This window comes from Streptomyces sp. NPDC030021 (genome assembly GCF_055574035.1).
The window spans coordinates 111,174-136,119 of the sequence record NZ_JBVIAH010000007.1; the positions used below are offsets into that span (position 1 = coordinate 111,174).

Consider the following 24,946-nt stretch of genomic DNA (forward strand, 5'->3'; position numbering starts at 1 on the left):
CCTACGATATGGGGCGTGTTGAACCCCCTCGCCCACATCGCCAGCCGCTGGACCCCGTCACCCCGGACCGTCCAGCGGGCCGCACTCGCCGCGCTCGTCATGAGCGTGGTCATCGTCGTCACCGGCGGCGCGGTACGGCTGACCGGATCCGGCCTCGGCTGCGACACCTGGCCCAAGTGCACCGACGACAGCCTGATCGTGACGCAGGAGCAGGGCTTCCACGGCGCCATCGAATTCGGCAACCGCATGCTGACCTACGTGCTCAGCGCGGCCGTCGGCTGGGCGATCATCGCCGCCCGCTCGGCCAAGCCCTGGCGGCACTCCCTGACGAAGCTCGGCTGGGTGCAGTTCTTCACCGTGATGGCCAACGCCGTACTGGGCGGCATCACCGTCCTGACCGGGCTCAACCCGTACAGCGTGGCCGGGCACTTCCTCCTCGCCACCGCGCTGATCACCGTGACGACGGTCACCTGGCAGCGCACCCGCGAAGGTGACGGCGCCGCCCGGCCGCGCGTGCCCGGCCCGGTGCGCAAGCTGGCGTGGGCGCTGCTCGCGGCCACCCTCGTCCTGATCGCGGCGGGCACCGTCGTGACCGGCTCCGGTCCGCACGCCGGCGACAGCAGCGAGATCAAGCGGATGCCCTTCGACTGGGACACCACCGCCCACGTGCACGCCGTCTCCGCCTGGCTGGTGTGCGCGCTCGGTATCGCGATGTGGCTGGTCCTGCGCGTCGTGGACGCTCCCGCCGACACCCGGGCCCGCGCCCGCGACCTGCTGGTCGTGCTGCTCGCCCAGGGCGCGATCGGCTACGTGCAGTACGCCACCCAGGTCCCCGAGGCCCTGGTCGCCGCCCACATGCTCGGCTCCTGCCTGGTGTGGATCGCCGTGCTCCGGATCGCCCTGAGCCTGCGCGAGCGGCCGGCCGAGCAGGCGGAGATCCCCGCCCAGGCCGACCCGCAGCTCTCCGCCGCCTAGTCACCAGCCCCTGGCCCCTACCCCCGGTCCAGGCGGTAGACGCGGCGGGCATTGCCCGCCGCGACCAGGGCGGCCACCCGTTCCGCGTCCCGCCAGGACCAGGAACCCTCGGCCGCCCAGCCGCCCAGCACCCGGCCCAGCGCCTCGCGGAACACCAGGGCGCCCACCGCGTGCAGTTCGGGCAGCTGCCGCCCGCCGCTGGAGAACAGCACCTTCCCGAACGGCGCGATCTCCAGCAGCTCCGCCAGGACCGCCGCGGCCCGCGCCCCGGTCTGCCCGAGGGCCTCGCCCGTATCGGCGTAGACGTGCGGGAAGGCCGCCGCGAGCTGCGCGGTGCGGCGGTGGTGCGGATATCCGCCGAGCAGTACCAGTCGGGTCCCGAGGCCCGCGGTGGCCCGTACGAACCCGGTCAGCGCGGCCGTGTCGGCCTCGCCCGTGTGCAGCTGGAGCGGCAGCCCCGACGCCACCGCGCTCCACAGCAGGTGGGCCAGGAGTACGGGGTCCCGTACGGCTCCGCCCCGCGGCCGCCGGGCCAGCCACCGCCCGGCCGCCCCGCGCACCGCGCCGGGACCGGGCGGCTCGGGTGCGACGGCCGGGGTGTGTGCGCGGGCGAACGCCGTGGCACAGGTGAAGGCCGCGGCCCCGGTGGCGGCGTGGTGGACGGCCTCGGCGAGATTGGCGAGGAAGGCGCCCACCGTCCCGGAGGTGTCGGCGACCTGCTCGGCCAGCAACTCCAGCCGGACCGACTCGAAGGCGTCGGCGTCCCCGGCGAGCGCCAGTTCCTTGGGCCCGGTGAGATCCCCGGGCACCCCGGTGTCGACCAGGTAGGCGGCGACGCCGGATCCCCTCAGCAGCCGCCGGGCGGTCTCGGCCGCGCCCAGCTCGCGCCGCCGCGCCAGATAGCGGGCGGGGGTGGCGTGCGGTTCCAGCCCCAGCAGCGGCGGGCACCAGCGGCGTACCGCGAAGCCGGTCTGCGTGTCGAAGAAGGTGGTGCCCGCGGCCGGCGGACCGGCCGAGCGCATCAGCTGGGCCTCGAAGGTGCCCAGGCCCAGCTCCGTACGGAGGACTCCGTGGCAGTACTGGTCCACCAGGGGCGGCGTTTCGATCATCCGGGCATCCCGTTGCGGACGTGGGGAAGGCGCTTCCACACGTCCTAACGGGTAAGCGGGGTGTGAGGTGTTGCTCGGGCTGTTGACCGAGACGGCACTCCCGGGTCCCCGGGACGTTCTCCCGGGCTCAGGCCGCCGGGTTCTCGGGTCCGCCGATCTGGATACCGGCCATCCGCGTCCACTCGTACGGGCCCGTGCGCACGCGCGCGGCGAACTCCCCGTCGAACTCGTCGTGGAGGGTCAGCGCCGCCTTCTCCGCGGCCAGCCGGGCCACCTCGAAGGTGGGGGCCACCAGGTCGCCCCAGCCGCCGTCCGTACCCACGAGCACGATCCGGGTGCCGGCCTGGCCGATGTGGGCGAGCTGGCCCTCGGCGCCGCCGTGCTGCTTGGCGAACGCGCCGATCTGCTTGGCCAGCTTCGCGGCCTTACGGTCCTGCTTCTTGTCCGCGGCGCCTGCGGCGGCCGCCGTGTCTGCGGTGTCTCCCATGGAAGCCATGCTACCGGCGAGTAATCAACGGAGGAAGGGATCCACGGCCACTGCCACGAACAGCAGCGACACGTAGGTGATGGACCAGTGGAACAGGCGCATCTCCTTGAGCTTCGCGCCCACGACGCCCGCCTTGGCCCGTGCGTGGAGCGCGTGCGCCTCCCACAGCCACCAGCCGCCCGAGACCAGCGCGACCGCGGTGTAGAACCAGCCGGTGTAGCCCAGCGGGGTCAGCAGCAGCGAGACCGCCACCATCACCCAGCTGTAGAGGACGATCTGGCGCGCCACGGCCCGGTTGCCCGCGACCACCGGGAGCATCGGCACGCCGGCCCGCGCGTAGTCGTCCTTGACCTTCATCGACAGCGGCCAGTAGTGCGGCGGCGTCCAGAAGAAGATGACGAGGAAGAGGATGACCGCGGCCCAGGAGACCTCGTCCGTGACGGCCGACCAGCCGATGAGCACCGGCATGCAGCCCGCGATGCCGCCCCACACGATGTTCTGAGCGGTGCGCCGCTTCAGCAGCATCGTGTAGACCACGACGTAGAAGAGGAGCGCGCCGAGCGACAGCGCCGCCGACAGCCAGTTGACGAGCAGGCCGAAGAAGAGGGTGGAGACGACCGCGAGGGTGAGGCCGAAGGCCAGGCACTCCCGCGGGCTGACCATGCCGGTCACCAGCGGGCGCTGCGAGGTCCGGTCCATCAGCGCGTCGATGTCGCGGTCGATGTACATGTTCAGCGCGTTGGCGCCGCCCGCGGACAAGTAGCCGCCGAGGCAGGTCACGAGGACCAGCCGCAGCGACGGAACGCCTTGCTCCGCCAGGAACATCACCGGCACTGTGGTGATCAGCAGAAGTTCGATGATCCGCGGCTTGGTCAATGCCACGAAAGCCATGACGCGGGTCCCGAGCGGCCGGTGACCGGGGCTCGTCCCGAGCACCCCCGCTGGACGGGATTCGACGGCCGTCACGCACACCCCTGAGAGAGAATCCAGCAAGCTCCGACTCGGACCATTCACGACATGAAGGCCCGGTTAAGGCTTGCGCGTACCACGCCACTGTAGACGTTGCGCTTACGTCGCCCCGCGCCGGGGTCGCCTCGTGTTGAGCCGATCGGACCGTGCATACATACGGGGGACGGGCCTCGCCGGACGCCGGTGCGCGGGTGAACGCGGGTCGGCGGCGCGGTGACGGACTGCCTGCACTCGAATAGCTGCACGCCGTTGCGGGGGTAGGCTCGGAATCGCGCCGGTGCACCGTTCGTCACCGGGATTCATACATGTGGAGAGGAGCCCTGACCCACGGTGAGCACCAAGCCGACCACCACAGAGCTCGAGTGGACCGAACTGGACCAGCGGGCCGTCGACACCGCCCGCATCCTGGCCGCTGACGCGGTCCAGAAGGTCGGAAACGGCCACCCCGGTACGGCGATGAGCCTGGCCCCCGCCGCGTACACCCTCTTCCAGAAGGTGATGCGGCACGACCCGGCGGACCATGAATGGGTCGGCCGCGACCGCTTCGTGCTCTCCGCGGGGCACTCCTCCCTGACGCTCTACACCCAGCTCTACCTCGGTGGCTTCGGCCTGGAGCTGGACGACCTCAAGGCGTTCCGCACCTGGGGCTCCAAGACCCCCGGTCACCCGGAGTACGGCCACACGGCCGCCGTCGAGACCACCACCGGCCCCCTCGGCCAGGGCATCGCCAACGCGGTGGGCATGGCCATGGCCGCCCGCTACGAGCGCGGCCTGTTCGACCCCGAGGCCGCCCCGGGCGCCTCCCCGTTCGACCACATGGTCTACGCGATCGCGGGCGACGGCTGCCTCCAGGAGGGCATCTCGCACGAGGCGTCCGCGCTGGCCGGCCACCAGAAGCTCGGCAACCTCGTCCTGTTGTGGGACGACAACCACATCTCCATCGAGGGTGACACGGAGACGGCCGTCTCCGAGGACACCATCAAGCGCTACGAGGCGTACGGCTGGCACGTCCAGCGCGTCGAGCAGCAGGAGAACGGCGACCTCGACCCGAAGGCGCTGTTCGCCGCCCTCCAGGCCGCCAAGGCCGAGACCGGCCGCCCGTCCTTCATCGCGGCCCGCTCGATCATCGCCTGGCCCGCCCCGCACGCCCAGAACACCGAGGCCGCCCACGGCTCGGCGCTCGGCGACGACGAGGTCGCGGCCACCAAGCGCGTCCTCGGCTTCGACCCGGAGCAGACCTTCGAGGTCTCCGACGAGGTCATCGCCCACACCCGCGCGCTGGGGGACCGCGGCCGCGAGGCCAAGGCCGCGTGGGAGAAGGAGTTCTCCGCCTGGCGCACCGCCAACCCGGAGCGCGCCGCCGAGTTCGACCGCATCAACGCCAACGAGCTGCCCGCGGGCTGGGAGGACAAGCTCCCCGTCTTCGAGGCCGGCAAGGGCGTCGCCACCCGCGCCGCCTCCGGCAAGGTCCTCGGCGCGCTCGGCGCGGTCATCCCGGAGCTGTGGGGCGGCTCGGCCGACCTGGCCGGCTCCAACAACACCACCATCGACAAGGACTCCTCGTTCCTGCCGGTGGGGAACCCGCTGCCGGAGGCCGACCCGTACGGCCGCACCATCCACTTCGGCATCCGCGAGCACGCCATGGCCGCGTCCATGAACGGCATCGCGCTGCACGGCCACACCCGCATCTACGGCGGCACCTTCCTGGTGTTCTCCGACTACATGCGCAACGCCGTCCGCCTGTCCGCGCTGATGCACCTGCCGGTGACGTACGTGTGGACGCACGACTCCATCGGTCTGGGCGAGGACGGCCCGACCCACCAGCCGGTCGAGCACCTCGCCTCGCTGCGCGCCATCCCGGGCCTGAACATCGTCCGCCCGGCCGACGCCAACGAGACCGCCATCGCCTGGCGCGAGATCCTGCGGCGCCACACCAAGGTCTTCGGCAAGGGTGCCCCGCACGGCCTCGCGCTGACCCGCCAGGGTGTGCCGACCTACGAGCGCAACGAGGCCGCCGCCAAGGGCGGGTACGTGCTGTTCGAGGCCGAGGGCGGCCCGGCGCAGGTCCTCCTCATCGGTACCGGCTCCGAGGTGCACCTGGCCGTCGAGGCCCGCGAGCAGCTCCAGGCCCAGGGCGTCCCCACCCGGGTCGTCTCGATGCCGTCCGTCGAGTGGTTCGAGGAGCAGGACCAGGAGTACAAGGACAGCGTCCTGCCGCCGTCGGTGAAGGCCCGCGTCGCGGTCGAGGCGGGCATCGGCCTGACCTGGCACCGCTACGTCGGCGACGCCGGCCGGATCGTCTCGCTGGAGCACTTCGGTGCCTCGGCCGACGCGAAGGTGCTCTTCCGCGAGTTCGGCTTCACGGCCGAGAACGTGGCGGCCGCCGCCCACGAATCCCTCGCCGCCGCCGCGCGCTGACGCCGGTACGCAACCCAAGTAGGAGATGTAATCCCATGACAGACGCACTCAAGCGCCTCTCCGACGAAGGCGTCGCGATCTGGCTGGACGACCTGTCCCGCAAGCGCATCACGTCCGGCAACCTGGCCGAGCTCATCGACCAGTCGCACGTGGTCGGTGTCACCACCAACCCGGCGATCTTCCAGAAGGCCATCAGCGGCGGCGAGGGCTACGAGCAGCAGCTCACCGACCTCGCGACCCGCAAGGTCACCGTGGAAGAGGCCCTGCGCATGATCACGACGGCGGACGTCAGGGACGCCGCCGACATCCTGCGCCCGGTCTACGACCGCACCGACGGCCAGGACGGCCGCGTGTCGATCGAGGTCGACCCGCGCCTGGCGCACAACACCCCGGCGACCATCGCCGAGGCCAAGCAGCTCGCCTGGCTGGTGGACCGCCCGAACACGCTCATCAAGATCCCGGCGACCAAGGCCGGCCTGCCGGCGATCACCGAGGTCATCGGCAAGGGCATCAGCGTCAACGTCACGCTGATCTTCTCGCTGGAGCGCTACCGCGAGGTCATGGACGCGTACCTGGCGGGTCTGGAGAAGGCCAAGGCCTCCGGCCTGGACCTCTCCCTGATCCACTCGGTCGCCTCCTTCTTCGTGTCCCGCGTGGACTCGGAGATCGACAAGCGCCTGGACGCGGTCGGCACCGACGAGGCGAAGGCCCTCAAGGGCAAGGCGGCGCTCGCCAACGCCCGTCTGGCCTACGAGGCCTACGAGGAGGTCTTCTCCTCGGACCGCTGGACCGCGCTGGAGAAGCACGGCGCCAACAAGCAGCGTGCGCTGTGGGCCTCGACGGGCGTCAAGGACCCGGCGTACAAGGACACCCTGTACGTGGACGACCTGGTCGCCCCGAACACGGTGAACACCATGCCGGAGGCCACCCTGGAGGCCACCGCCGACCACGGGCAGATCACGGGTGACACCGTGCGCGGCACCTACGAGCAGGCGCGCGCCGAGCTCGACGCGGTCGCGAAGCTGGGCATCTCGTACGACGATGTGGTGCAGCTGCTCGAGGACGAGGGCGTCGAGAAGTTCGAGGCGTCCTGGAACGACCTGCTGAAGTCGACCGAGGCGGAGCTTGAGCGCCTCGCCCCCACGGAGGCCTGAACACCTTGACTGTAAACGGAGCGAACCCGCTTCGTGACGCACAGGACCGGCGGCTCCCGCGTATCGCGGGGCCGTCCGGCCTGGTCATTTTCGGCGTTACGGGTGACCTGTCGCGCAAGAAGCTGATGCCTGCCGTCTACGACCTGGCCAACAGAGGCCTGCTTCCGCCGGGCTTCTCGCTGATCGGGTTCGCCCGCCGCGAGTGGCAGGACGAGGACTTCGCCCAGGTGGTCCACGACGCGGTCAAGGAGCACTCCCGGACGCCCTTCCGCGAGGAAGTGTGGCAGCAGCTCGTGCAGGGCTGCCGTTTCGTCTCGGGCGACTTCGACGACGACGCCGCCTTCGAGACGCTGAAGGCGACCATCGAGGAGCTGGACAAGGCACAGGGCACGGGCGGCAACTTCGCCTTCTACCTGTCCGTCCCGCCGAAGTTCTTCCCCAAGGTGGTCCAGCAGCTCAAGGACCACGGGCTGGCGCAGAAGGAGGGCTCCTGGCGGCGTGCCGTCATCGAGAAGCCCTTCGGGCACGACCTGAAGAGCGCCGAGGAACTCAACAAGGTCGTCCACGAGGTCTTCCCGCGCGACGAGGTCTTCCGGATCGACCACTACCTCGGCAAGGAGACCGTCCAGAACATCCTGGCGCTCCGCTTCGCCAACACGATGTTCGAGCCGATCTGGAACCGGTCGTACGTCGACCACGTACAGATCACCATGGCCGAGGACATCGGCATCGGCGGCCGGGCCGGGTACTACGACGGTATCGGCGCCGCCCGTGACGTCATCCAGAACCACCTGCTCCAGCTGCTCGCGCTGACCGCGATGGAGGAGCCCGGCTCCTTCCACCCCAAGGCGCTGGTGGCCGAGAAGCTCAAGGTGCTCACGGCGGTGCAGCTGCCGGAGGACCTGGGCAAGCACACCGTGCGCGGCCAGTACGCGGCCGCCTGGCAGGGCGGCGAGAAGGTCGTCGGGTACCTCGAAGAGGACGGCATCGACCCCAAGTCGAAGACCGACACCTACGCGGCCATCCGCCTGGAGATCAACAACCGCCGCTGGGCGGGCGTCCCGTTCTACCTGCGGACGGGCAAGCGCCTGGGCCGCCGGGTGACCGAGATCGCGGTCGTCTTCAAGCGGGCCCCGTACCTGCCGTTCGAGTCGGGCGCGACCGAGGAGCTGGGGCAGAACGCCCTGGTCATCCGGGTCCAGCCGGACGAGGGCGTGACGGTCCGCTTCGGCTCCAAGGTCCCGGGCACCTCCATGGAGGTCCGGGACGTCACGATGGACTTCGCCTACGGCGAGTCCTTCACGGAGTCCAGCCCCGAGGCGTACGAGCGGCTCATCCTCGACGTGCTCCTCGGCGACGCGAACCTCTTCCCGCGTCACCAGGAAGTCGAACTGTCCTGGAACATCCTCGACCCGATCGAGGAGTACTGGGACAAGCACGGCAAGCCCGCGCAGTACCCGTCGGGCACCTGGGGGCCGGTCGAGGCGGACGAGATGCTCGCACGAGACGGACGGAGCTGGCGCCGGCCATGAAGATCGACCTCACGGAGACCAACTCCAGCAAGATCAATGCCGCGATGGTGCAGGCACGCCGGGACATCGGCACGCCGGCCATCGGCATGGTCCTCACGCTGGTGATCGTGACCGACGAGGAGAACGCGTACGACGCGCTCAAGTCGGCGAACGACGCGTCCCACGAACACCCCTCGCGGATCGTCGTCGTGGTCAAGCGGGCCAGCCGCTCCCCCCGCAGCCGCCGTGACGCCCGGCTCGACGCGGAGGTCCGCGTCGGGGCGGACGCCGGCAGCGGGGAAACGGTTGTGCTCCGCCTGCACGGCGAACTGGTCAACCATGCCCAGTCGGTCGTGCTGCCTCTCCTGCTGCCCGACGCGCCCGTGGTCGTCTGGTGGCCGGGAGGGGCTCCGGCAGACCTGGCGGGCGACCCGCTGGGCGCGCTGGGACAGCGTCGGATCACGGACACCTACTCCTCCGAGCACCCGGTCGAGGCGCTCGGCGCCCGGGCGGAGGCGTACGCCCCCGGGGACACGGACCTGTCGTGGACCCGGATCACCCCGTGGCGCTCCATGCTGGCGGCCGCACTGGACCAGCAGGCCCTGTCGGTCGTCTCGGCGACCGTCGAGGGCGAGGACGAGAACCCGAGCTGCGAACTGCTGGCCATGTGGCTGGCGGACCGGCTCCAGGTCCCCGTCAGGCGCACGCTGTCGTCGGGCCCGGGCCTGACGGCCGTACGCCTGTCCACCAAGGACGGCGACATCGTCCTGGACCGGGCGGACGGCGCGCTGGCCACGCTGTGCATGCCGGGACAGCCCGACCGTGCGGTGGCGCTCAAGCGCCGCGACACGGCCGAGCTCCTGGCGGAGGAGCTGCGCAGGCTGGATCCGGACAACACGTACGAGGCCTCGCTGAAGTTCGGCGTGGCGAGGCTGGAGGCGTCCACGCCTGCGGCGGCGCCCGACCCCGCCGAAGCCCCGGCGGACCCGGACCCCGCTCCGGCTCCGAAGCCGAAGAAGGCCAGGGCCAAGTAGCAGTCCCCGCCGGAGCCGGGCTCTGCCCGGACCCGGTCCTCAAACGCCGGCGGGCTGGAAAATCCAGCCCGCCGGCGTTTGAGGCGCGGGGTCCGGGGCGGCGCCCCGGGAAACGGCGAAAGGGCGGGGCGGGGACCGGCTCCGCGCAGCGGCACCCGCACCGCATCCCACCCGCACAACCAAGAAGGCGGCAGCACATGGGTATGACGACTCCCCAGGTCGTCGTCCACCGGGACAAGGAACTGATGGCCCAGGCCACCGCGGCCCGGCTCATCACGAAGATCGTGGACGCTCAGACGGCCCGCGGCACCGCGTCCGTCGTCCTCACCGGCGGACGCAACGGCAACGGCCTGCTCGCGGCACTGGCCGCCGCCCCGGCGCGGGACGCGATCGACTGGACCCGGCTGGACCTGTGGTGGGGCGACGAGCGGTACGTCCCCGCCGACGACCCCGAGCGCAACCACACCCAGGCCCGCGAGGCCCTGCTGGACGCGGTCCCGGTGGACCCGGCCCGCGTGCACGTGATGCCCGCCTCGGACGGCCCGCACGGCGGCGACGTGGACGCCGCGGCGGCCTCCTACGCGGCCGAGCTGGCGAAGGCGGCCGGTCCGGAGGACCACGGTCCGGTCCCCCGGTTCGACGTGCTGATGCTGGGCGTGGGCCCGGACACGCACGTGGCCTCGCTGTTCCCGGAGCACCCGGCGGCCCGCGAGACCGAGCGCACGGTGGTCGGCGTGCACGGCGCCCCGAAGCCCCCGCCCACCCGGATCTCGCTCACGCTCCCGGCGATCCGGGCGGCCCGTGAGGTCTGGCTGCTGGCCGCGGGTGAGGACAAGGCCGGGGCGGTCTCCCTGGCCCTCGGCGGCGCGGGCGAGGTCCAGGCCCCGGCCGCGGCGGCGTACGGCCGCTCCCGCACCCTGTGGCTCCTGGACCGCGCGGCGGCGGCCAAGCTCCCGGCCGGCATGTACCCCCCGGCCTCTTCCTGACGACGGCCGACGCAGAAGGGCCCGCCTCCCTGTACCGGGAGGCGGGCCCTTCTCGTACCTGGGTCAGCTACGGCCGCGCAGCTTGCGGTACGTGGCCACCAGCGCCTTCGTCGAGGCGTCCAGCCCCGGCACGTCGGCCCCCTCGCTCAGCGCGGGCTCGACGCGCTTGGCGAGCACCTTGCCGAGTTCGACGCCCCACTGGTCGAAGGAGTCGATGTTCCACACCGCGCCCTGGACGAACACCTTGTGCTCGTAGAGCGCGATCAGCTGGCCCAGCACCGCCGGGGAGAGCTCTCCCGCCAGGATGGTGGTCGTCGGGTGGTTCCCGTGGAAGGTCTTGTGCGGGACCAGCGACTCCGGGGCGCCCTCGGCACGCACCTCGTCCGCCGTCTTGCCGAAGGCCAGCGCCTGGGTCTGTGCGAAGAAGTTCGCCATCAGCAGGTCGTGCTGGGCCGCCGGGGCCGCCTCCAGCTCCGCCACCGGCCGGGCGAAGCCGATGAAGTCCGCGGGGATCATCCGGGTGCCCTGGTGGATCAACTGGTAGTAGGCGTGCTGCCCGTTGGTGCCGGGCGTGCCCCAGACCACCGGGCCCGTCTGCCACTCCACCGGATTGCCGTCGCGGTCCACGGACTTGCCGTTGGACTCCATGTCGAGCTGCTGCAAGTACGCCGTGAAGCGCGAGAGGTAGTGGCTGTACGGCAGCACGGCGTGCGACTGGGCGTCGAAGAAGGCGCTGTACCAGATCCCCAACAGGCCCATCAGCAGCGGGGCGTTCTCGTGCACGGGCGCCGTGCGGAAGTGCTCGTCCATGGCGTGGAAGCCGCCGAGCATCTCCCGGAAGGCGGCCGGGCCGATCGCGATCATCAGCGAGAGGCCGATGGCGGAGTCGAGGGAGTAGCGTCCGCCGACCCAGTCCCAGAACTCGAACATATTGGCCGGATCGATGCCGAAGTCGGTGACCTTCTCGGCATTGGTCGACAGCGCCACGAAGTGCCGGGCCACGGCGGCCTGGTCCCCGCCCAGCCCGGCGAGCAGCCAACCGCGCGCCGAGGTGGCGTTGGTGATGGTCTCGATGGTGGTGAAGGTCTTGGAGGCGATGATGAACAGCGTCTCGGCCGGGTCCAGGTCCCGCACGGCCTCGTGCAGGTCCGCGCCGTCGACGTTGGACACGAAGCGCACCGTCAGATCGCGGTCGGTGAAGGCCCGCAGGGCCTCGTACGCCATGGCCGGGCCGAGGTCGGAGCCGCCGATGCCGATGTTGACGACGTTCTTGATGCGCTTGCCCGTGAAGCCGGTCCACGCTCCCGACCTGATCCGGTCGGAGAAGGCCGCCATCTTGTCGAGGACGGCGTGCACGCCCGGGACGACGTCCTCGCCGTCCACCTCGACGACCGTGTCCGCAGGTGCGCGCAGAGCGGTGTGCAGCACCGCCCGGTCCTCGGTCGTGTTGATCTTCTCGCCGCGGAACATCGCCTCGCGCAGCCCGGCCACGCCCGTGGCCTCGGCCAGTTCGCGGAGCAGTGCGAGCGTCTCGTCGGTGACGAGGTGCTTCGAGTAGTCGATGTGCAGGTCACCGACCTGCAGGGTGTAGCCGGAGCCGCGGCCGGGATTCTCCTCGAACAGCTCGCGCAGATGCGTCTGCCCGAACTCCTCCCGGTGCTTGCCGAGTGCCCGCCACTCCGGCGTCCGGTTCAGCTTCGTAGAGCTGCCTGCATTCATCTCGGACATCAACCCACTTCTTCCGTCCTGTCGTGCCCCGCCGGCTCCAACTTAAGGGATCACAAGCGGCAGAACGCACACAAAGAGGCCCGGTGACACAGGAGAAGTTCCTGTGTCACCGGGCCTCGTGTCACATGCTTCGGGCCGTCTCAGATCTCGCCGCGGAGCTTGGCGAGCGCCTCGGCCAGGATCGCCTCGCCGTCGGCGTCCGAGCGCCGTTCCCGTACGTACGCCAGGTGCGTCTTGTACGGCTCGGTGCGCGGCGGCGCGGGCGGGTTGTCCCGGTCCTGGCCGGCCGGGAACCCGCAGCGCGGGCAGTCCCAGGTGTCCGGCACCTGCGCGTCGCTGGCGAAGCTCGGCTGCGTCTCGTGCCCGTTCGAGCACCAGAAGGAGATGCGCAGACGGGGCGCGGACTCGCCGCGCTCCGCCTCACCCATCGGCCCCGCTCCGACCCGGCTACCACGGATCGCGTTGCCACTTGCCACGGTCGTAACTCCCTGCGTGATGGTGCCGCGGAAGGTGAGTGGAATTCCGCCGCGGAGCGCCCAAGTCTACGTAAGGCCCAACGCACGTCCAATGAGCGGAGTTACTGATTCCACGCGATGAACGCCAGCCCTCATGATAGGCCGGACGGTGCCGACCGGACTGCCGGAATGGCCAGAACGGTCAGCTGCTCGACTTCGTCAGCAGGCCGAGCGCGACGATGCACGCGAACCACAGCAGACCGACGACCACGGTGATGCGGTCCAGGTTGCGCTCCGCGACGGAGGAACCGCCGACCGACGACTGCATACCGCCGCCGAACATGTCGGAGAGGCCGCCGCCCTTGCCCTTGTGCATCAGCACGAGCAGCATCAGCAGGGCGCTGAAGACGATCAGGGCGATCGAGAACCCCATAATCACGGCTGATTCCTACTTTCTGGCTTTTTCGGGCTTTCCGGCTTTGCGAGATGTGCACGGGGGCCAGGGGCTGATGCATCAGCCTCTGGCCCCCGCAAGGGTACGACGGATCCGCCCTACCGCATACTCACTGGTCGCGGAAGCGGACGATCTTGACGAACTCGTCCGCGTCCAGTGCCGCGCCGCCGATCAGGGCGCCGTCGACGTCCGGCTGGGCCATGATCGCCGCGATGTTTCCGGACTTCACGGAGCCGCCGTACTGGATGCGGACCTTGTCGGCCAGCTCCTGCGAGTACAGCTCGGCGAGGCGGCCGCGGATCGCCCCGCAGACCTCCTGGGCGTCGTCGGGGGTGGCGACCTCGCCGGTCCCGATGGCCCAGACGGGCTCGTAGGCGATCACGATGGACTCGACCTGGTCGGCCGGGACGCCTTCCAGGCCGCCGTCGAGCTGGCTCAGCGTGTAGGGGACCTGCTGGCCGGCCTTGCGGATGTCCAGGCCCTCCCCGACGCACAGGATCGGGGTGATCCCGTGCCGGAAGGCGGCCTTGACCTTGGCGTTGCAGATCTCGTCGCTCTCGCCGTGGTACTGGCGGCGCTCGCTGTGGCCGACGGCCACGAACGTGCACTTCAGCTTCGACAGCATCGGGCCGGAGATCTCACCGGTGTAGGCACCGGAGTCGTGCGCGGAGATGTCCTGGGCGCCGTACTTGATCTTCAGCTTGTCGCCGTCGACCAGGGTCTGGACCGAGCGGAGGTCGACGAAGGGCGGCAGGACCGCGACCTCGACGGCGTCGTAGTCCTTGTCGGCGAGGGCGAAGGCGAGCTTCTGGACGTGGGCGATGGCCTCGAGGTGGTTGAGGTTCATCTTCCAGTTGCCCGCCATGAGCGGGGTGCGCGTGGTCATACGGGTTCAGCCCTCCAGGGCGGCGAGGCCGGGGAGCGTCTTGCCCTCGAGGTATTCGAGGGAGGCGCCGCCACCGGTCGAGATGTGGCCGAATGCATTCTCGTCGAAGCCCAGGATGCGGACCGCGGCGGCGCTGTCGCCACCGCCGACGACGGTGAAGGCGCTGCTGTCGAGCAGGGCCTGGGCGATGGCTGCGGTGCCCTTGGCGTAGTCGGGGTGCTCGAAGACGCCCACCGGGCCGTTCCAGAAGACGGTCTTGGCGTCGGCGATCTTCGACGCGTACAGCTCACGCGTCTTGGGGCCGATGTCCAGGCCCTCCTGGTCGGCGGGGATCTTGTCCGCGTCGACGGTCTCGGGGTTGGCCGGGGTCTTCTTCTTGAGGTCCGGGAACTCGGCGGAGACCAGCACGTCGACCGGGAGGACCAGCTCGACGCCGGTGTCCTCGGCGCGCTTCATGTACTCCTTGACGACCTCCACCTGGTCCTTCTGGAGCAGGGAGATGCCGACCTCGTAGCCCTTGGCGTAGAGGAAGGTGTAGGCCATGCCGCCGCCGATGAGAATGCGGTCGGCCTTGCCGAGCAGCTGGTCGATGACGGCGAGCTTGTCGGAGACCTTGGCGCCGCCCAGGACCACCACGTACGGGCGCTCGACCTCGGCGGTCAGCTTCTTCAGGACGCCGACCTCGGTGGCGATGAGGTAGCCGGCCGCGCGCGGGAGGCGGGCGGGCAGGTCGAAGACCGAGGCGTGCTTCCGGTGCACGGCGCCGAAGCCGTCGCCCACGTAGACGTCGGCGAGCTCGGCGAGCTGGTCCGCGAAGGCGCCGCGCTCGGCGTCGTCCTTCGAGGTCTCACCGGCGTTGAAGCGCAGGTTCTCGATGACGGCGACCTGACCGTCGGTCAGGGCCGCGACGGTCTCCTTGGCGGAGGCGCCGACGGTGTCGGTGGCGAACGCCACGTCCGCACCGAGCAGTTCGCCCAGGCGCGCGGCGGCCGGGGCGAGCGAGAACGCCGGCTCGACGCCGGCGCCCTTGGGACGGCCCAGATGCGAGGCCACGATGACGCGGGCGCCGGCTTCGGCGAGCTTCGCGATCGTGGGCTGGACGGCGCGGATGCGGCCGTCGTCGGTGATGGTGCCCTCGGCCAGCGGGACGTTCAGGTCCGCGCGGACGAAGACCCGCTTGCCCTTGACGCCTTCGGCGAGCAGTTCATCGATCGTCTTCATGTATTTCTACTCCTTTGAGCCTTCACTCGAAGGGCGAGGAAGGATAACGAGGCAAGCAACAGGGCCCGTGCGGCGCTTCGTCGCGCTGCTCGGACCCTGTGCTTCACATCGTGGTGCCTTGCCCTACGTTTTTAGAGCTGACCGCCGACGAAGACGGTGAGGTCGACGAGACGGTTGGAGTAGCCCCACTCGTTGTCGTACCAGCCGACGACCTTGACCTGCGTACCGTCCTGAACCATGGTCAGGGAGGAGTCGAAGGTGCAGGACGCGGGCCAGTTCACGATGTCGGAAGAGACGATCGCGTCCTCGGTGTAGTCGAGGATGCCCTTGAGCTGCCCCTCCGAAGCCTTCTGGAAGGCCGCGTTGATCTCTTCCACCGTGGTCTCGCGGGAGAGCTCCAGCACCAGGTCGGTCACCGAGCCGGTCGGGACCGGGACGCGCATGGCGATGCCGTCCAGCTTGCCCTTGAGCTGCGGGAGGACCAGCGCGGTGGCCTTGGCGGCACCGGTGGAGGTCGGGATGATGTTCTCGGCGGCGGCGCGGGCGCGGCGCAGGTCCGAGTGCGGGAAGTCCAGGATGCGCTGGTCGTTCGTGTACGCGTGGACCGTCGTCATCATGCCCTTGACGATGCCGAAGTTCTCGTCGAGGACCTTGGCCATCGGCGCCACACAGTTGGTGGTGCAGGAGGCGTTGGAGATGACGTGGTGGTTGGCCGCGTCGTACTTGTCGTGGTTGACGCCCATCACGATGGTGATGTCCTCGTCCTTGGCCGGAGCCGAGATGAGGACCTTCTTCGCGCCCGCGGCGATGTGCTTGGCGGCGTCGGCCTTCTTCGTGAAGATGCCGGTCGACTCGATGACGATGTCGGCGCCCAGCTCGCCCCAGGGGAGGTTGGCGGGGTCACGCTCGGCGAAGGTCTTGAAGGTCTGGCCGCCGACGGTGATGCTGTCGTCGGTGTGGGAGACCTCGGCCTTGAGGCGGCCCAGGATGGTGTCGTACTTGAGCAGATGCACCAGGGTCGCGTTGTCAGTCAGGTCGTTGACACCGACGATCTCGATGTCCGCTCCCTGCTCCAGGAGCGCCCGGAAATAGTTACGGCCAATTCGGCCAAAACCGTTGATGCCTACGCGGATCGTCACGAACCGATCTCCTCGTTGGTGCGCCGGTAAAAGCGCCGGCGAGCTGTATGGGATGTCCCCGACCGCTTACGACCCTACCTCTCCGTGAGCTTTTGGGTGACATCGGTCGGGGCCTGACACTCCCCCTACTTCCCGGGGGTACTCCCGCGAGGGTCCCGTTCCGGACACTCCGGAACGGGACCCCCGGACTTCGGCCCTCGTCACTCAGGGTGAGTGACGGCCGGGCCTCAGATCAGCGGTGCAGTGTGCGCAGCGCCTTACCGACGAGTAGGGCACGGTCCGCCGCGGTGGGCATGTGCTCCAGGCCGAAGCCCAGCAACACCGTGTCACGCGTGGTGACCGCAGCGTAGGACTTGAACAGTTCCCCGGACCGGGCCCAGTCACCGGGGACTTCGGGGCTTCCGGCCGGTGCGGCCTGCGCCGTCCAGGCCCCGAGGGACGTCTCGAATCCCTCTGCGGGCTGGTCCGCGCCCTTGACGGAGAGGCGCGCCTCGTCCGCGAAGACGCCGCGGCCGCCCGAGCCCGGGTCGGTGATGTAGGAGAGCGAGAGCTCAACGCTCTTGCCGGCGTAGGCGCTCAGGTCGAAGGAGACCTGCTTCCAGCCGCCGGAGGAGCCGGTGAAGCTGTTCCACTTGCCGCTGGTGCCCTGCGGGGTGCAGCCGCCGGCGTCGAGCGTGAGGTAGCGGCGCAGGAACGGGTGTCCGTTGACGAAGAACCCGGCCGCGCACTCCTCCGGGACGGTGGAACTGCTCAGGCCGCCCGTGTCCGGCAGGGTGGTCCAGTCGTCGCCGCCCGCGGTCCGGGCCTCCAGCGCGGCGTGGTCGTAGCCCTCCTCGACGTTCCAGTTGAGCGCCAGCTTCAGCTGCGGCTGGTCGGCCGCGGTGACCCCGGTGAGGTCGATCGTACGGACGAGGCGCTTCCAGTCGTCGTCGGCGTGCAGGGCCGCGGCCATGCCGATGCCGGCGTAGGGGGCGTACGGGTTCACGACCCCGGTGAAGGCTCCCGCCTGGGCGCTCTTGAACTGCGGGAACTGCGCGGGCGCCAGGGTCTCGGAGGTCACGGTGTACCCGCCGGGGGCGTTCAGCGGGTTGCCCGCGGCGTCCCCGACGCTGCCCCGCGCGCCGTTCAGGGCGCCGGCGCCGGCGAAGCCGGTGGCTCCGGGGGTGCTCGTCCGGCTGTACGCGCCGAGCCAGTACTGGCTGAAGTCGTTGGTCACGGCGCGGCCGACCTGGGCGTTGCCGCCCGCCAGCTCACCGGCCTCGATCAGCTTGCCGCCCTCGTTCAGGAAGTCGCGCACCGCCAACTGGGTCTCGCCGCCCGGGGTCTTGGCCCCCGTGTAGTGGACGGCCGTGCCGAAGTGGGAGAGGACGCCGAGGTGGTGCGGGGTGCCCTGGACGGCGACGTCCCAGACCGCAGCGGATTTGCCGTTGGCGCGCAGGGCGTCGACGTAGGTCTGGGCGTACTGGGCCCTTGCCCCCTCTTCCGCGATCACCAGGACGTCCGCGCGCGGCCGCTCGGCCACCGTGTACGTGAAGTGCTCGCTGGAGACCTGCTTGCCGGAGCGGTCGCGGCCGGTGAACCAGACCTCGACCTTGTCGCCGGGCTTCGCGCCGTCGACCTCGGCGCGGTACTCGTCGAACCAGTTGTTGTCGTCGCCGCCGTAGACCTCGCCGCCCTTCCAGGGCCCCAGGTCCTCGTCGTGCGTGCGGCCGCCGTTGATCCGGAAGTTGAGTTCCTTGTCCTTCAGCGCCTTGCGGGCCGTGACGGAGACCGTCTGGTCCTCGCCGCGGGCGGCGTAGGAGGTGGCGAAGGCGTCCACGGTGAAGTCGGCGGCGCTCAGGCCCAGCGAGGACTTCGGACGGTCCGGGGTCGCGGCGCTCTCGCCGACGGAGAGCGCGAAGGGGACGTTCTTGGCGAACTCCGCCTGGATGAGCTTCTCGTCGTCCGGGAAGTTGAAGCCGGAGGCGCAGTCCTCGGGCTTCCACTGGTCGTTCGGGTCGCTCGCCGAGGCGGTCTGGCAGGTGGTCATCTCCGGCGTGAACATCATGATGCCGTTGACGTTGGAGGCGTGGCCGTCGGCCTCGCCGTTGGTGGTGTAGAGCTCGGAGGACACCTGCGGGTAGTAGCCCGGGACGGCGGGGTTCTCCGGGGTGCCGGCGAGCGCCTTGTAGGCGACGTCGTCGGGGGTGGGGGTGGCGACCTGCCAGCCCACGCCGTAGAGGAGGAGCTCGGCGGCGGAGTGGTAGTTGATGGCGTACTCGAAGCCGATGCGCTTCTCGAAGCGGTCGAGGGCGACGGTTTCGGGCTCGGAGGAGGCGCTCGGGCCGCGGTAGGTCTCGTTCGACTGGGTCGGTGAGGAGCCCTCGTTGTCGTAGCCCCACTTGAAGGCGAAGTTCCGGTTGAGGTCGACCCCGTCGCCGGGTCCGGTCTTCCCGTCGCCGTTGTTGTCGCGCAGGTTTTTGCGCCACAGCCGCTGGCCGTCGGCGGCGTGCGTGTAGTCGTACCCGTCCGGGTTGGCGGAGAGCAGGAACCACAGCTCGCTGGAGTCCACCAGCTTGGTGATCCTGGGGTCCTTGCCGTAGTTGTCGAGGGTGTGGTGCATCAGCCGCCGGGTCATCTCGGGGGTGATCCACTCACGGGCGTGCTGGTTGGACATGTAGAGGACCGACGGCTTGTCGCCGTCCTTGGTCTTCTTGGCGTTCTTGCTGACCTTCAGGGCGAGGATGTCCTTGCCCTGGACGGTCTTGCCGATGGAGACGACCTTGGTGAGCCCCGGGTTCTCCTGGGCGGTCCGCAGGATCTCCTCCTGGAGGCCGCCCTTGCCGCTGTACGGGCGGAACACCCCGTCCCCGGCGGCCTTGGCACGGGCGAGGCCCTGGGCGGGGACCTTGCGCTCGGCCAGCTTGACGCCCTGGGCCGCGAGTTCCTCGGCCTGGCCGCCGCTGAGGAAGAGCTCGACCCGGGCGGTTCCGGTCTCCGGGGCCCGCTCGGTGAGCTCGTGCGCGTCCTGCCCCGCGGCGAGGACGAGCGGGACCTGTTCCCGGGTGATGTCGGCGTCGTAGACCCGTACCTCGTCGGCGCCGGATGCGGCGCCGGGTCCCGGCTGGGCCTGTGCCGCGGCGGGTAGCACGGCGAGTGTGGTTCCGAAGACGAGTGCGCTTGCGGCGAGGATCGATCTCGCGCGGTGACTCATGTGCCCCCCTGGGCGTCGTCTGCCACGAAAGCGTTCGGACGCCAGACTCAAGACCGGCCCATGCTCATGTCAATGGGGCGTGCGGCAAAGGGGCCCGCACGAGTGATCGCGCGAGCCCCTTCGGCCGAATCCGGAAACGGACTGCCGGTCCGGTCAGCCGGCCATGTTGTCGGCCATCTCCTCGCTGAGGTCGAGGTTCGACTCGGTGCCCGGGATGCCGAGGTCCTGGGCCCGCTTGTCGGCCATCGCCAGCAGGCGGCGGATCCGGCCGGCGACCGCGTCCTTGGTCAGCGGCGGGTCGGCGAGCGCGCCCAGCTCCTCCAGGGAGGCCTGCTTGTGCTCCATGCGCAGCCGGCCGGCCGCGGCCAGGTGCTCGGGGACCTCCTCGCCGAGGATCTCCAGCGCGCGCTGCACGCGGGCTCCGGCGGCCACGGCGGCCCGCGCCGAGCGGCGCAGGTTGGCGTCGTCGAAGTTGGCCAGGCGGTTGGCGGTGGCGCGGACCTCGCGCCGCATCCGCCGCTCCTCCCAGGCCAGCACCGACTCGTGCGCGCCGAGCCGGGTCAGCAGGGCGCCGATCGCGTCGCCGTCGCGGACCACGACCCGGTCCACTCCGCGCACCTCGCGCGCCTTGGCGGCGATGGACAGCCTGCGGGCGGCGCCCACCAGGGCCAGGGCGGCCTCCGGGCCGGGGCAGGTGACCTCCAGGGAGGAGGACCGGCCCGGCTCGGTGAGCGAGCCGTGGGCCAGGAAGGCGCCGCGCCAGGCCGCCTCCGCGTCGCAGGTGGCCCCGGAGACCACCTGCGGGGGAAGACCCCGGATGGGCCGGCCGCGGCCGTCCACGAGGCCCGTCTGGCGCGCCAGCTGGTCACCGCCGGCCACGACGCGGACCACGTAGCGGCTGCCGCGGCGCAGTCCGCCCGGGGCCATCACCACCAGGTCCGAGGAATGGCCGAAGATCTCCAGGATGTCCTTGCGCAGGCGTCTGGCGGCGATCCCCGTGTCCAGCTCCGCCTCGATGACGATGCGGCCGCTCACCAGGTGCAGCCCGCCCGCGAACCGAAGGATCGCCGAAACCTCCGCCTTCCTGCAGCAGGTCCGGGTGACGGGCAGGCGGGAGATCTCATCCTTCACCGCAGGCGTCATCGCCATGGGCCGATCCTTCCATGCATCCGAAAAATACGGTCGTACGCGGCGGCCAGCAGCTCCGGGTCGTGCTTCGGAGAGCCGTCCTGCCTGGCCACGGGCGCCAGCTCGACCGCGGCACCGAACCGTTTCGCGGCATCGGCGAGGGACTCGCGGTCGGGCACGGCGGCCTCGTCGGCCAGCACCACGTCCAGGGCGAGTTTAGGGGCGTGTCGGGCCAAAACCTCCAAATGACGCTGCGGAGAGAAGCCCTCTGTTTCGCCGGGCTGCGGCGCGAGGTTCAGCGAGAGGACCCGCCGGGCCTTCGTCTCCATCAGCGCGTCCAGCAGTTCCGGCACCAGCAGGTGCGGAATGACCGAGGAGAACCAGGACCCCGGACCGAGCACCACCCAGTCGGCGTCCAGGACGGCCGCGACGGCCTCCGGCACGGCCGGCGGGTCGCTCGGCACCACCTGTACGGAGAGCACCTCGCCCGGGGTCAGCGCCACCGTGGCCTGCCCGCGGACGGTGTCCACGTCCTCGGGGCGGGCCGGGTCGTGCCCCCTGACCAGGGCCTGCAGCTCCAGCGGCACCGCAGACATGGGCAGCACCCGGCCCTGTGCCCCGAGCAGCTTCCCGACCAGGTCGAGGGCCTGGACGGGGTCGCCGAGCTGTTCCCACAGGGCAACGATCAGCAGGTTGCCGACCGCGTGCCCGTGCAGATCGCCCTCGGACTGGAAGCGGTGCTGGATGACCCGGGCCCAGGTCTGGCCCCAGTCGTCGTCACCGCACAGCGCGGCCAGTGCCTTGCGCAGGTCGCCGGGCGGGAGCACGCCGAGCTCCTCCCGGAGCCGGCCGCTGGAACCGCCGTCGTCGGCGACGGTGACCACGGCGGTGAGGTCACCGGTGATCCGGCGCAGGGCGGCGAGGGAGGCCGACAGGCCCTGGCCGCCGCCGAGCGCCACCACCTTGGGCGTGGCGCCGCGCCGGCGGCCGGAGCGGCCGGAGCGGCCCGCGCCGTCCTCGCCCCGGCCCGGGGTGAGGCGGCGCAGGCGGCTCAGCCGCGGGGTCCGTGCGGTCACTCGCGCCCCATGTCCCGGTGGACTACGACGGTCTCGACTCCCTCGGAGGCGAGGCGGGCGGCGAGCTTCTCGGACATGGCCACGCTGCGGTGCTTGCCGCCCGTGCAGCCGACCGCGATGGTCACGTACCGCTTGCCCTCGCGGCGGTAGCCGGTGGCGATGAGCTGGAGCAGCTCGGTGTAGCGGTCGAGGAACTCCTTGGCGCCGGGCTGGCTGAAGACGTACCCCGACACCTCCTCGTTGAGCCCGGTGAAGGGGCGCAGCTCCGGGACCCAGTGCGGGTTGGGAATGAAGCGGCAGTCGACGACGAGGTCGGCGTCGACGGGGAGGCCGTACTTGTAGCCGAAGGACATGACGGTGGCCCGCAGCTCGGGCTCCTCGTCCCCGGCGAACTGGGCGTCCATCTTCGCGCGCAGCTCGTGCACGTTCAGGCTGGAGGTGTCGATCACCAGGTCGGCGTCGCCGCGCAGCTCGCGCAGCAGGTCGCGCTCGGCGGCGATGCCGTCGGTGATGCGCCCGTCGCCCTGGAGCGGGTGCGGGCGGCGGACCGACTCGAAGCGGCGGACCAGCGCGTCGTCGGAGGACTCCAGGAAGACGATGCGGCGGGTGACGCCCTTGCTGTCGAGGTCGGCGAGGGACTCGCGCAGGGCGTCGAAGAACTGGCGGCCGCGGACGTCGACGACGACGGCGATGCGGGCCACGTTGCCCTGGGAGCGGGCGCCGAGCTCGACCATGGTCGGGATCAGGGCCGGCGGGAGGTTGTCGACGACGAACCAGCCGAGGTCCTCCAGACACTTCGCCGCCGTACTGCGGCCGGCCCCGGACATGCCGGAGATGATCACCAGCTCGGGGATGGCCGCCTCGGCGGTCTCGCCGGGCTCCACTGTCGTGCCCGTACTCACCTGTGCTCCGTCTCGGTCGTGCGCGGTCTCGTGCTCGGTCATTGCTCGGTCCCCCGTTCGGACGATGCTCCCGCGGGCGCGGGGTTCTCATCCTCAATGATCTCTCCTGTGGCCGTGTTGACGGCAGGACCAGCGGGAACCGCCTGGGCGAGGGCCGCGGCCACGGTCTCGGCCGTCTTTCGGCCTATGCCCGGGACCTCGCAGATCTGGTCGATTGTCGCCTGTCTCAGCTTCTTCACCGAACCGAAGTGCTTGATCAAGGCCTGCTTGCGGCTCTCGCCGAGGCCGGACACCTCGTCCAGCGGGCCGGATTTCAGGCGCTTGCCGCGCTTGTTGCGCTGGTACTGGATGGCGAACCGGTGGGCTTCGTCACGGACCCGCTGGAGCAGGTAGAGGCCCTCGCTGGTGCGCGGGAGCACGACGGGGTCGTCCTCGCCGGGCAGCCAGACCTCCTCCAGCCGCTTGGCCAGACCGCACACGGCGACGTCGTCGATCCCGAGCTCCTCCAGGGCCCGCTTGGCGGCGGCGACCTGCGGCTGCCCGCCGTCGACCACGACGAGCTGGGGCGGGTACGCGAACCGCTTGGGCCGCCCGTCGTCCTCGGGGACCGCTCCCTCGCCCTCCTCCGCCTCCCACTCGCCGGTCTTCAGCTTCTCCTGGAGGTAGCGGCGGAAGCGCCGTGAGACCACCTCGTGCATGGAGCGGACGTCGTCCTGCCCCTCGAACGATTTGATCTGGAAGCGCCGGTACTCGCTCTTGCGGGCCAGCCCGTCCTCGAAGACGACCATCGACGCGACGACGTCGTCACCCTGCAGGTGGGAGATGTCGAAGCACTCGATGCGCAGCGGGGCGCTGTCGAGGTCCAGCGCCTCGGCGATCTCCTCCAGGGCCCGGGAGCGGGTGGTGAGGTCGCTGGCGCGCTTGGTCTTGTGCAGGGCGAGGGACTGCAGCGCGTTGCGGTGGACGGTCTCCATCAGGGCCTTCTTGTCGCCGCGCTGCGGTATCCGCAGGCTGACCTGGGACCCCCGGCGCTCGGCGAGCCACTGGCTCAGTGTCGGCGTGTCCTCGGGGAGGGCCGGGACCAGCACCTCCTTGGGCACGGCCTCGCCCTTCTCCTCGCCGTACAGCTGCTGGAGGGCGTGCTCGACGAGCCCGGCCGTGTCGACGGCCTCGACCTTGTCGGTGACCCAGCCGCGCTGGCCGCGGACCCGGCCGCCGCGGACGTGGAAGATCTGCACCGCGGCTTCGAGCTCGTCCTCGGCCACGGCGATCAGGTCGGCGTCGGTGGCGTCGGCGAGCACCACGGCGTTCTTCTCCATCGCCCGGCGCAGCGCCCCGATGTCGTCGCGCAGCCGGGCGGCCTTCTCGTACTCCATCTCCTCGGCCGCCGCGTGCATCTCCTTCTCCAGCCGGGAGAGGTAGGTGCCGGTGCGGCCGACCATGAAGTCGCAGAAGTCCTCGGCCAGTTCGCGGTGCTCCTCGGGGGTGACCCTGCCGACGCAGGGGGCGGAGCACTTGCCGATGTAGCCGAGCAGGCAGGGCCGGCCGATCTGGGCGGAGCGCTTGAACACGCCCGCGGAGCAGGTCCGGACCGGGAACACCCGGAGCATCAGGTCGACGGTCTCGCGGATGGCCCAGGCGTGCCCGTACGGACCGAAGTAGCGCACGCCCTTCTTCTTGGGCCCGCGCATGACCTGGACCCGCGGGTACTCCTCATTCAGGGTGACGGCGAGGGAGGGGTAGCTCTTGTCGTCCCGGTACTTGACGTTGAACCGGGGGTCGAACTCCTTGATCCACGAGTACTCCAGCTGGAGCGCCTCGACCTCGGTAGACACCACGGTCCACTCGACGGAGGCGGCCGTGGTCACCATGGTGGCGGTACGGGGGTGCAGGCCGGCGATGTCCTGGAAGTAGCTGCCCAGGCGCTGGCGCAGGCTCTTGGCCTTCCCGACGTAGATCACCCGGCGGTGTTCGTCGCGGAACTTGTAGACCCCCGGGGAGTCCGGGATCTGTCCCGGCTCGGGGCGGTAACTGGAAGGGTCGGCCATGCCAACCACCCTACTTGCGCGCACCGACAACGAACCGTACGCCTCCGGCGCGGTGTACGGATCCGGGCGGGGG

The 24,946-nt window shown here is 70.6% G+C and carries 20 protein-coding genes; 6 read left to right on the forward strand and 14 right to left on the reverse strand.

What is annotated here, in order from left to right; genetic code table 11:
* Nucleotides 1-6: 6 nt before the first annotated feature.
* Nucleotides 7-975 carry a COX15/CtaA family protein gene (locus tag ACZ4YL_RS15790; RefSeq protein WP_468117260.1) on the forward strand — a complete coding sequence of 323 codons (969 nt, stop codon included), beginning with the start codon at nucleotides 7-9 and terminating at the stop codon, nucleotides 973-975.
* Nucleotides 976-992: 17 nt separating this feature from the next.
* Here the strand turns inward: ACZ4YL_RS15790 and ACZ4YL_RS15795 are convergent, their stop codons facing one another.
* From ACZ4YL_RS15795 to ACZ4YL_RS15805, 3 genes are all read right to left on the reverse strand, one after another.
* A complete protein-coding gene (locus ACZ4YL_RS15795; RefSeq protein ID WP_468116931.1) occupies nucleotides 993-2,084 on the reverse strand; it encodes an amidohydrolase family protein in 1,092 nt (363 codons plus the stop codon).
* A gap of 127 nt (nucleotides 2,085-2,211) precedes the next feature.
* On the reverse strand, nucleotides 2,212-2,571 hold the full coding sequence (locus tag ACZ4YL_RS15800) for a hypothetical protein (protein ID WP_382536691.1): 360 nt from the start codon (nucleotides 2,569-2,571) through the stop codon (nucleotides 2,212-2,214).
* 24 nt (nucleotides 2,572-2,595) lie between these two features.
* Nucleotides 2,596-3,543 carry a heme o synthase gene (locus ACZ4YL_RS15805; protein WP_468117261.1) on the reverse strand — a complete coding sequence of 316 codons (948 nt, stop codon included), beginning with the start codon at nucleotides 3,541-3,543 and terminating at the stop codon, nucleotides 2,596-2,598.
* Between the two features lie 327 nt (nucleotides 3,544-3,870).
* On the opposite strand from ACZ4YL_RS15805, the gene tkt reads away from it, so the two are divergent.
* The 5 genes from tkt to pgl all read left to right on the forward strand — a co-directional run bounded on the left by tkt (nucleotide 3,871) and on the right by pgl (nucleotide 10,643).
* A complete protein-coding gene (gene tkt, locus ACZ4YL_RS15810; RefSeq protein WP_468116933.1) occupies nucleotides 3,871-5,958 on the forward strand; it encodes a transketolase in 2,088 nt (695 codons plus the stop codon).
* Nucleotides 5,959-5,993: 35 nt separating this feature from the next.
* A complete protein-coding gene (gene tal, locus ACZ4YL_RS15815; RefSeq protein ID WP_468116935.1) occupies nucleotides 5,994-7,112 on the forward strand; it encodes a transaldolase in 1,119 nt (372 codons plus the stop codon).
* Between the two features lie 5 nt (nucleotides 7,113-7,117).
* A complete protein-coding gene (zwf, locus tag ACZ4YL_RS15820; protein ID WP_468116937.1) occupies nucleotides 7,118-8,644 on the forward strand; it encodes a glucose-6-phosphate dehydrogenase in 1,527 nt (508 codons plus the stop codon).
* Entirely contained in the window at nucleotides 8,641-9,657 is a 1,017-nt protein-coding gene (gene opcA / locus ACZ4YL_RS15825; protein ID WP_468116938.1) for a glucose-6-phosphate dehydrogenase assembly protein OpcA, read from the forward strand. The genes zwf and opcA overlap by 4 nt, the downstream gene beginning before the upstream one ends.
* A gap of 203 nt (nucleotides 9,658-9,860) precedes the next feature.
* Nucleotides 9,861-10,643 (forward strand): 6-phosphogluconolactonase, encoded by a 783-nt coding sequence (pgl, locus tag ACZ4YL_RS15830; protein ID WP_468116939.1) that lies wholly within the window; start codon nucleotides 9,861-9,863, stop codon nucleotides 10,641-10,643.
* A 63-nt stretch (nucleotides 10,644-10,706) separates the two neighbouring features.
* On the opposite strand, the gene pgi is transcribed toward pgl, so the two are convergent.
* From pgi to uvrC, 11 genes are all read right to left on the reverse strand, one after another.
* Nucleotides 10,707-12,362, reverse strand: coding sequence for a glucose-6-phosphate isomerase (gene pgi, locus ACZ4YL_RS15835; protein ID WP_468117263.1), 1,656 nt, complete (start codon nucleotides 12,360-12,362; stop codon nucleotides 10,707-10,709).
* A 149-nt stretch (nucleotides 12,363-12,511) separates the two neighbouring features.
* Nucleotides 12,512-12,847 (reverse strand): RNA polymerase-binding protein RbpA, encoded by a 336-nt coding sequence (locus ACZ4YL_RS15840; protein ID WP_010352468.1) that lies wholly within the window; start codon nucleotides 12,845-12,847, stop codon nucleotides 12,512-12,514.
* Between the two features lie 181 nt (nucleotides 12,848-13,028).
* Nucleotides 13,029-13,259, reverse strand: coding sequence for a preprotein translocase subunit SecG (gene secG, locus ACZ4YL_RS15845; protein ID WP_030009080.1), 231 nt, complete (start codon nucleotides 13,257-13,259; stop codon nucleotides 13,029-13,031).
* Nucleotides 13,260-13,389: 130 nt separating this feature from the next.
* The gene (gene tpiA, locus ACZ4YL_RS15850; protein ID WP_468116940.1) at nucleotides 13,390-14,166 is read right to left on the reverse strand and encodes a triose-phosphate isomerase; all 777 of its coding nucleotides are present in this window, start codon (nucleotides 14,164-14,166) and stop codon (nucleotides 13,390-13,392) included.
* Nucleotides 14,167-14,172: 6 nt separating this feature from the next.
* Nucleotides 14,173-15,387: a phosphoglycerate kinase gene (locus ACZ4YL_RS15855; RefSeq protein WP_468116941.1), complete on the reverse strand. Its 1,215-nt coding sequence runs from the start codon at nucleotides 15,385-15,387 to the stop codon at nucleotides 14,173-14,175.
* Nucleotides 15,388-15,518: 131 nt separating this feature from the next.
* Nucleotides 15,519-16,526: a type I glyceraldehyde-3-phosphate dehydrogenase gene (gene gap / locus ACZ4YL_RS15860; RefSeq protein ID WP_030009077.1), complete on the reverse strand. Its 1,008-nt coding sequence runs from the start codon at nucleotides 16,524-16,526 to the stop codon at nucleotides 15,519-15,521.
* Nucleotides 16,527-16,758: 232 nt separating this feature from the next.
* Nucleotides 16,759-19,719: a M14 family metallopeptidase gene (locus tag ACZ4YL_RS15865; RefSeq protein ID WP_468116942.1), complete on the reverse strand. Its 2,961-nt coding sequence runs from the start codon at nucleotides 19,717-19,719 to the stop codon at nucleotides 16,759-16,761.
* A 153-nt stretch (nucleotides 19,720-19,872) separates the two neighbouring features.
* On the reverse strand, nucleotides 19,873-20,868 hold the full coding sequence (gene whiA, locus ACZ4YL_RS15870) for a DNA-binding protein WhiA (RefSeq protein WP_030009075.1): 996 nt from the start codon (nucleotides 20,866-20,868) through the stop codon (nucleotides 19,873-19,875).
* Nucleotides 20,859-21,923: a gluconeogenesis factor YvcK family protein gene (locus ACZ4YL_RS15875; protein WP_030009074.1), complete on the reverse strand. Its 1,065-nt coding sequence runs from the start codon at nucleotides 21,921-21,923 to the stop codon at nucleotides 20,859-20,861. The genes whiA and ACZ4YL_RS15875 overlap by 10 nt, the downstream gene beginning before the upstream one ends.
* Nucleotides 21,920-22,867: an RNase adapter RapZ gene (rapZ, locus tag ACZ4YL_RS15880; RefSeq protein WP_030009073.1), complete on the reverse strand. Its 948-nt coding sequence runs from the start codon at nucleotides 22,865-22,867 to the stop codon at nucleotides 21,920-21,922. Before rapZ ends, ACZ4YL_RS15875 begins: the two co-directional genes overlap by 4 nt.
* Nucleotides 22,864-24,873, reverse strand: a complete 2,010-nt coding sequence (gene uvrC, locus ACZ4YL_RS15885; protein ID WP_468116943.1) for an excinuclease ABC subunit UvrC — start codon at nucleotides 24,871-24,873, stop codon at nucleotides 22,864-22,866. The genes rapZ and uvrC overlap by 4 nt, the downstream gene beginning before the upstream one ends.
* Nucleotides 24,874-24,946: the final 73 nt, after the last annotated feature.

Bases quoted from the DNA above. Each gene is read 5' to 3' on its own strand.
- ACZ4YL_RS15795 (WP_468116931.1), bottom strand. From the start codon at position 2,084: ATGATCGAAACGCCGCCCCTGGTGGACCAGTACTGCCACGGAGTCCTC.
- ACZ4YL_RS15800 (WP_382536691.1), bottom strand. From the start codon at position 2,571: ATGGGAGACACCGCAGACACGGCGGCCGCCGCAGGCGCCGCGGACAAG.
- tal (WP_468116935.1), top strand. From the start codon at position 5,994: ATGACAGACGCACTCAAGCGCCTCTCCGACGAAGGCGTCGCGATCTGG.
- opcA (WP_468116938.1), top strand. From the start codon at position 8,641: ATGAAGATCGACCTCACGGAGACCAACTCCAGCAAGATCAATGCCGCG.
- pgl (WP_468116939.1), top strand. From the start codon at position 9,861: ATGACGACTCCCCAGGTCGTCGTCCACCGGGACAAGGAACTGATGGCC.
- pgi (WP_468117263.1), bottom strand. From the start codon at position 12,362: ATGAATGCAGGCAGCTCTACGAAGCTGAACCGGACGCCGGAGTGGCGG.
- secG (WP_030009080.1), bottom strand. From the start codon at position 13,259: ATGGGGTTCTCGATCGCCCTGATCGTCTTCAGCGCCCTGCTGATGCTG.
- tpiA (WP_468116940.1), bottom strand. From the start codon at position 14,166: ATGACCACGCGCACCCCGCTCATGGCGGGCAACTGGAAGATGAACCTC.
- ACZ4YL_RS15855 (WP_468116941.1), bottom strand. From the start codon at position 15,387: ATGAAGACGATCGATGAACTGCTCGCCGAAGGCGTCAAGGGCAAGCGG.
- ACZ4YL_RS15865 (WP_468116942.1), bottom strand. From the start codon at position 19,719: ATGAGTCACCGCGCGAGATCGATCCTCGCCGCAAGCGCACTCGTCTTC.
- whiA (WP_030009075.1), bottom strand. From the start codon at position 20,868: ATGGCGATGACGCCTGCGGTGAAGGATGAGATCTCCCGCCTGCCCGTC.
- rapZ (WP_030009073.1), bottom strand. From the start codon at position 22,867: ATGACCGAGCACGAGACCGCGCACGACCGAGACGGAGCACAGGTGAGT.
- uvrC (WP_468116943.1), bottom strand. From the start codon at position 24,873: ATGGCCGACCCTTCCAGTTACCGCCCCGAGCCGGGACAGATCCCGGAC.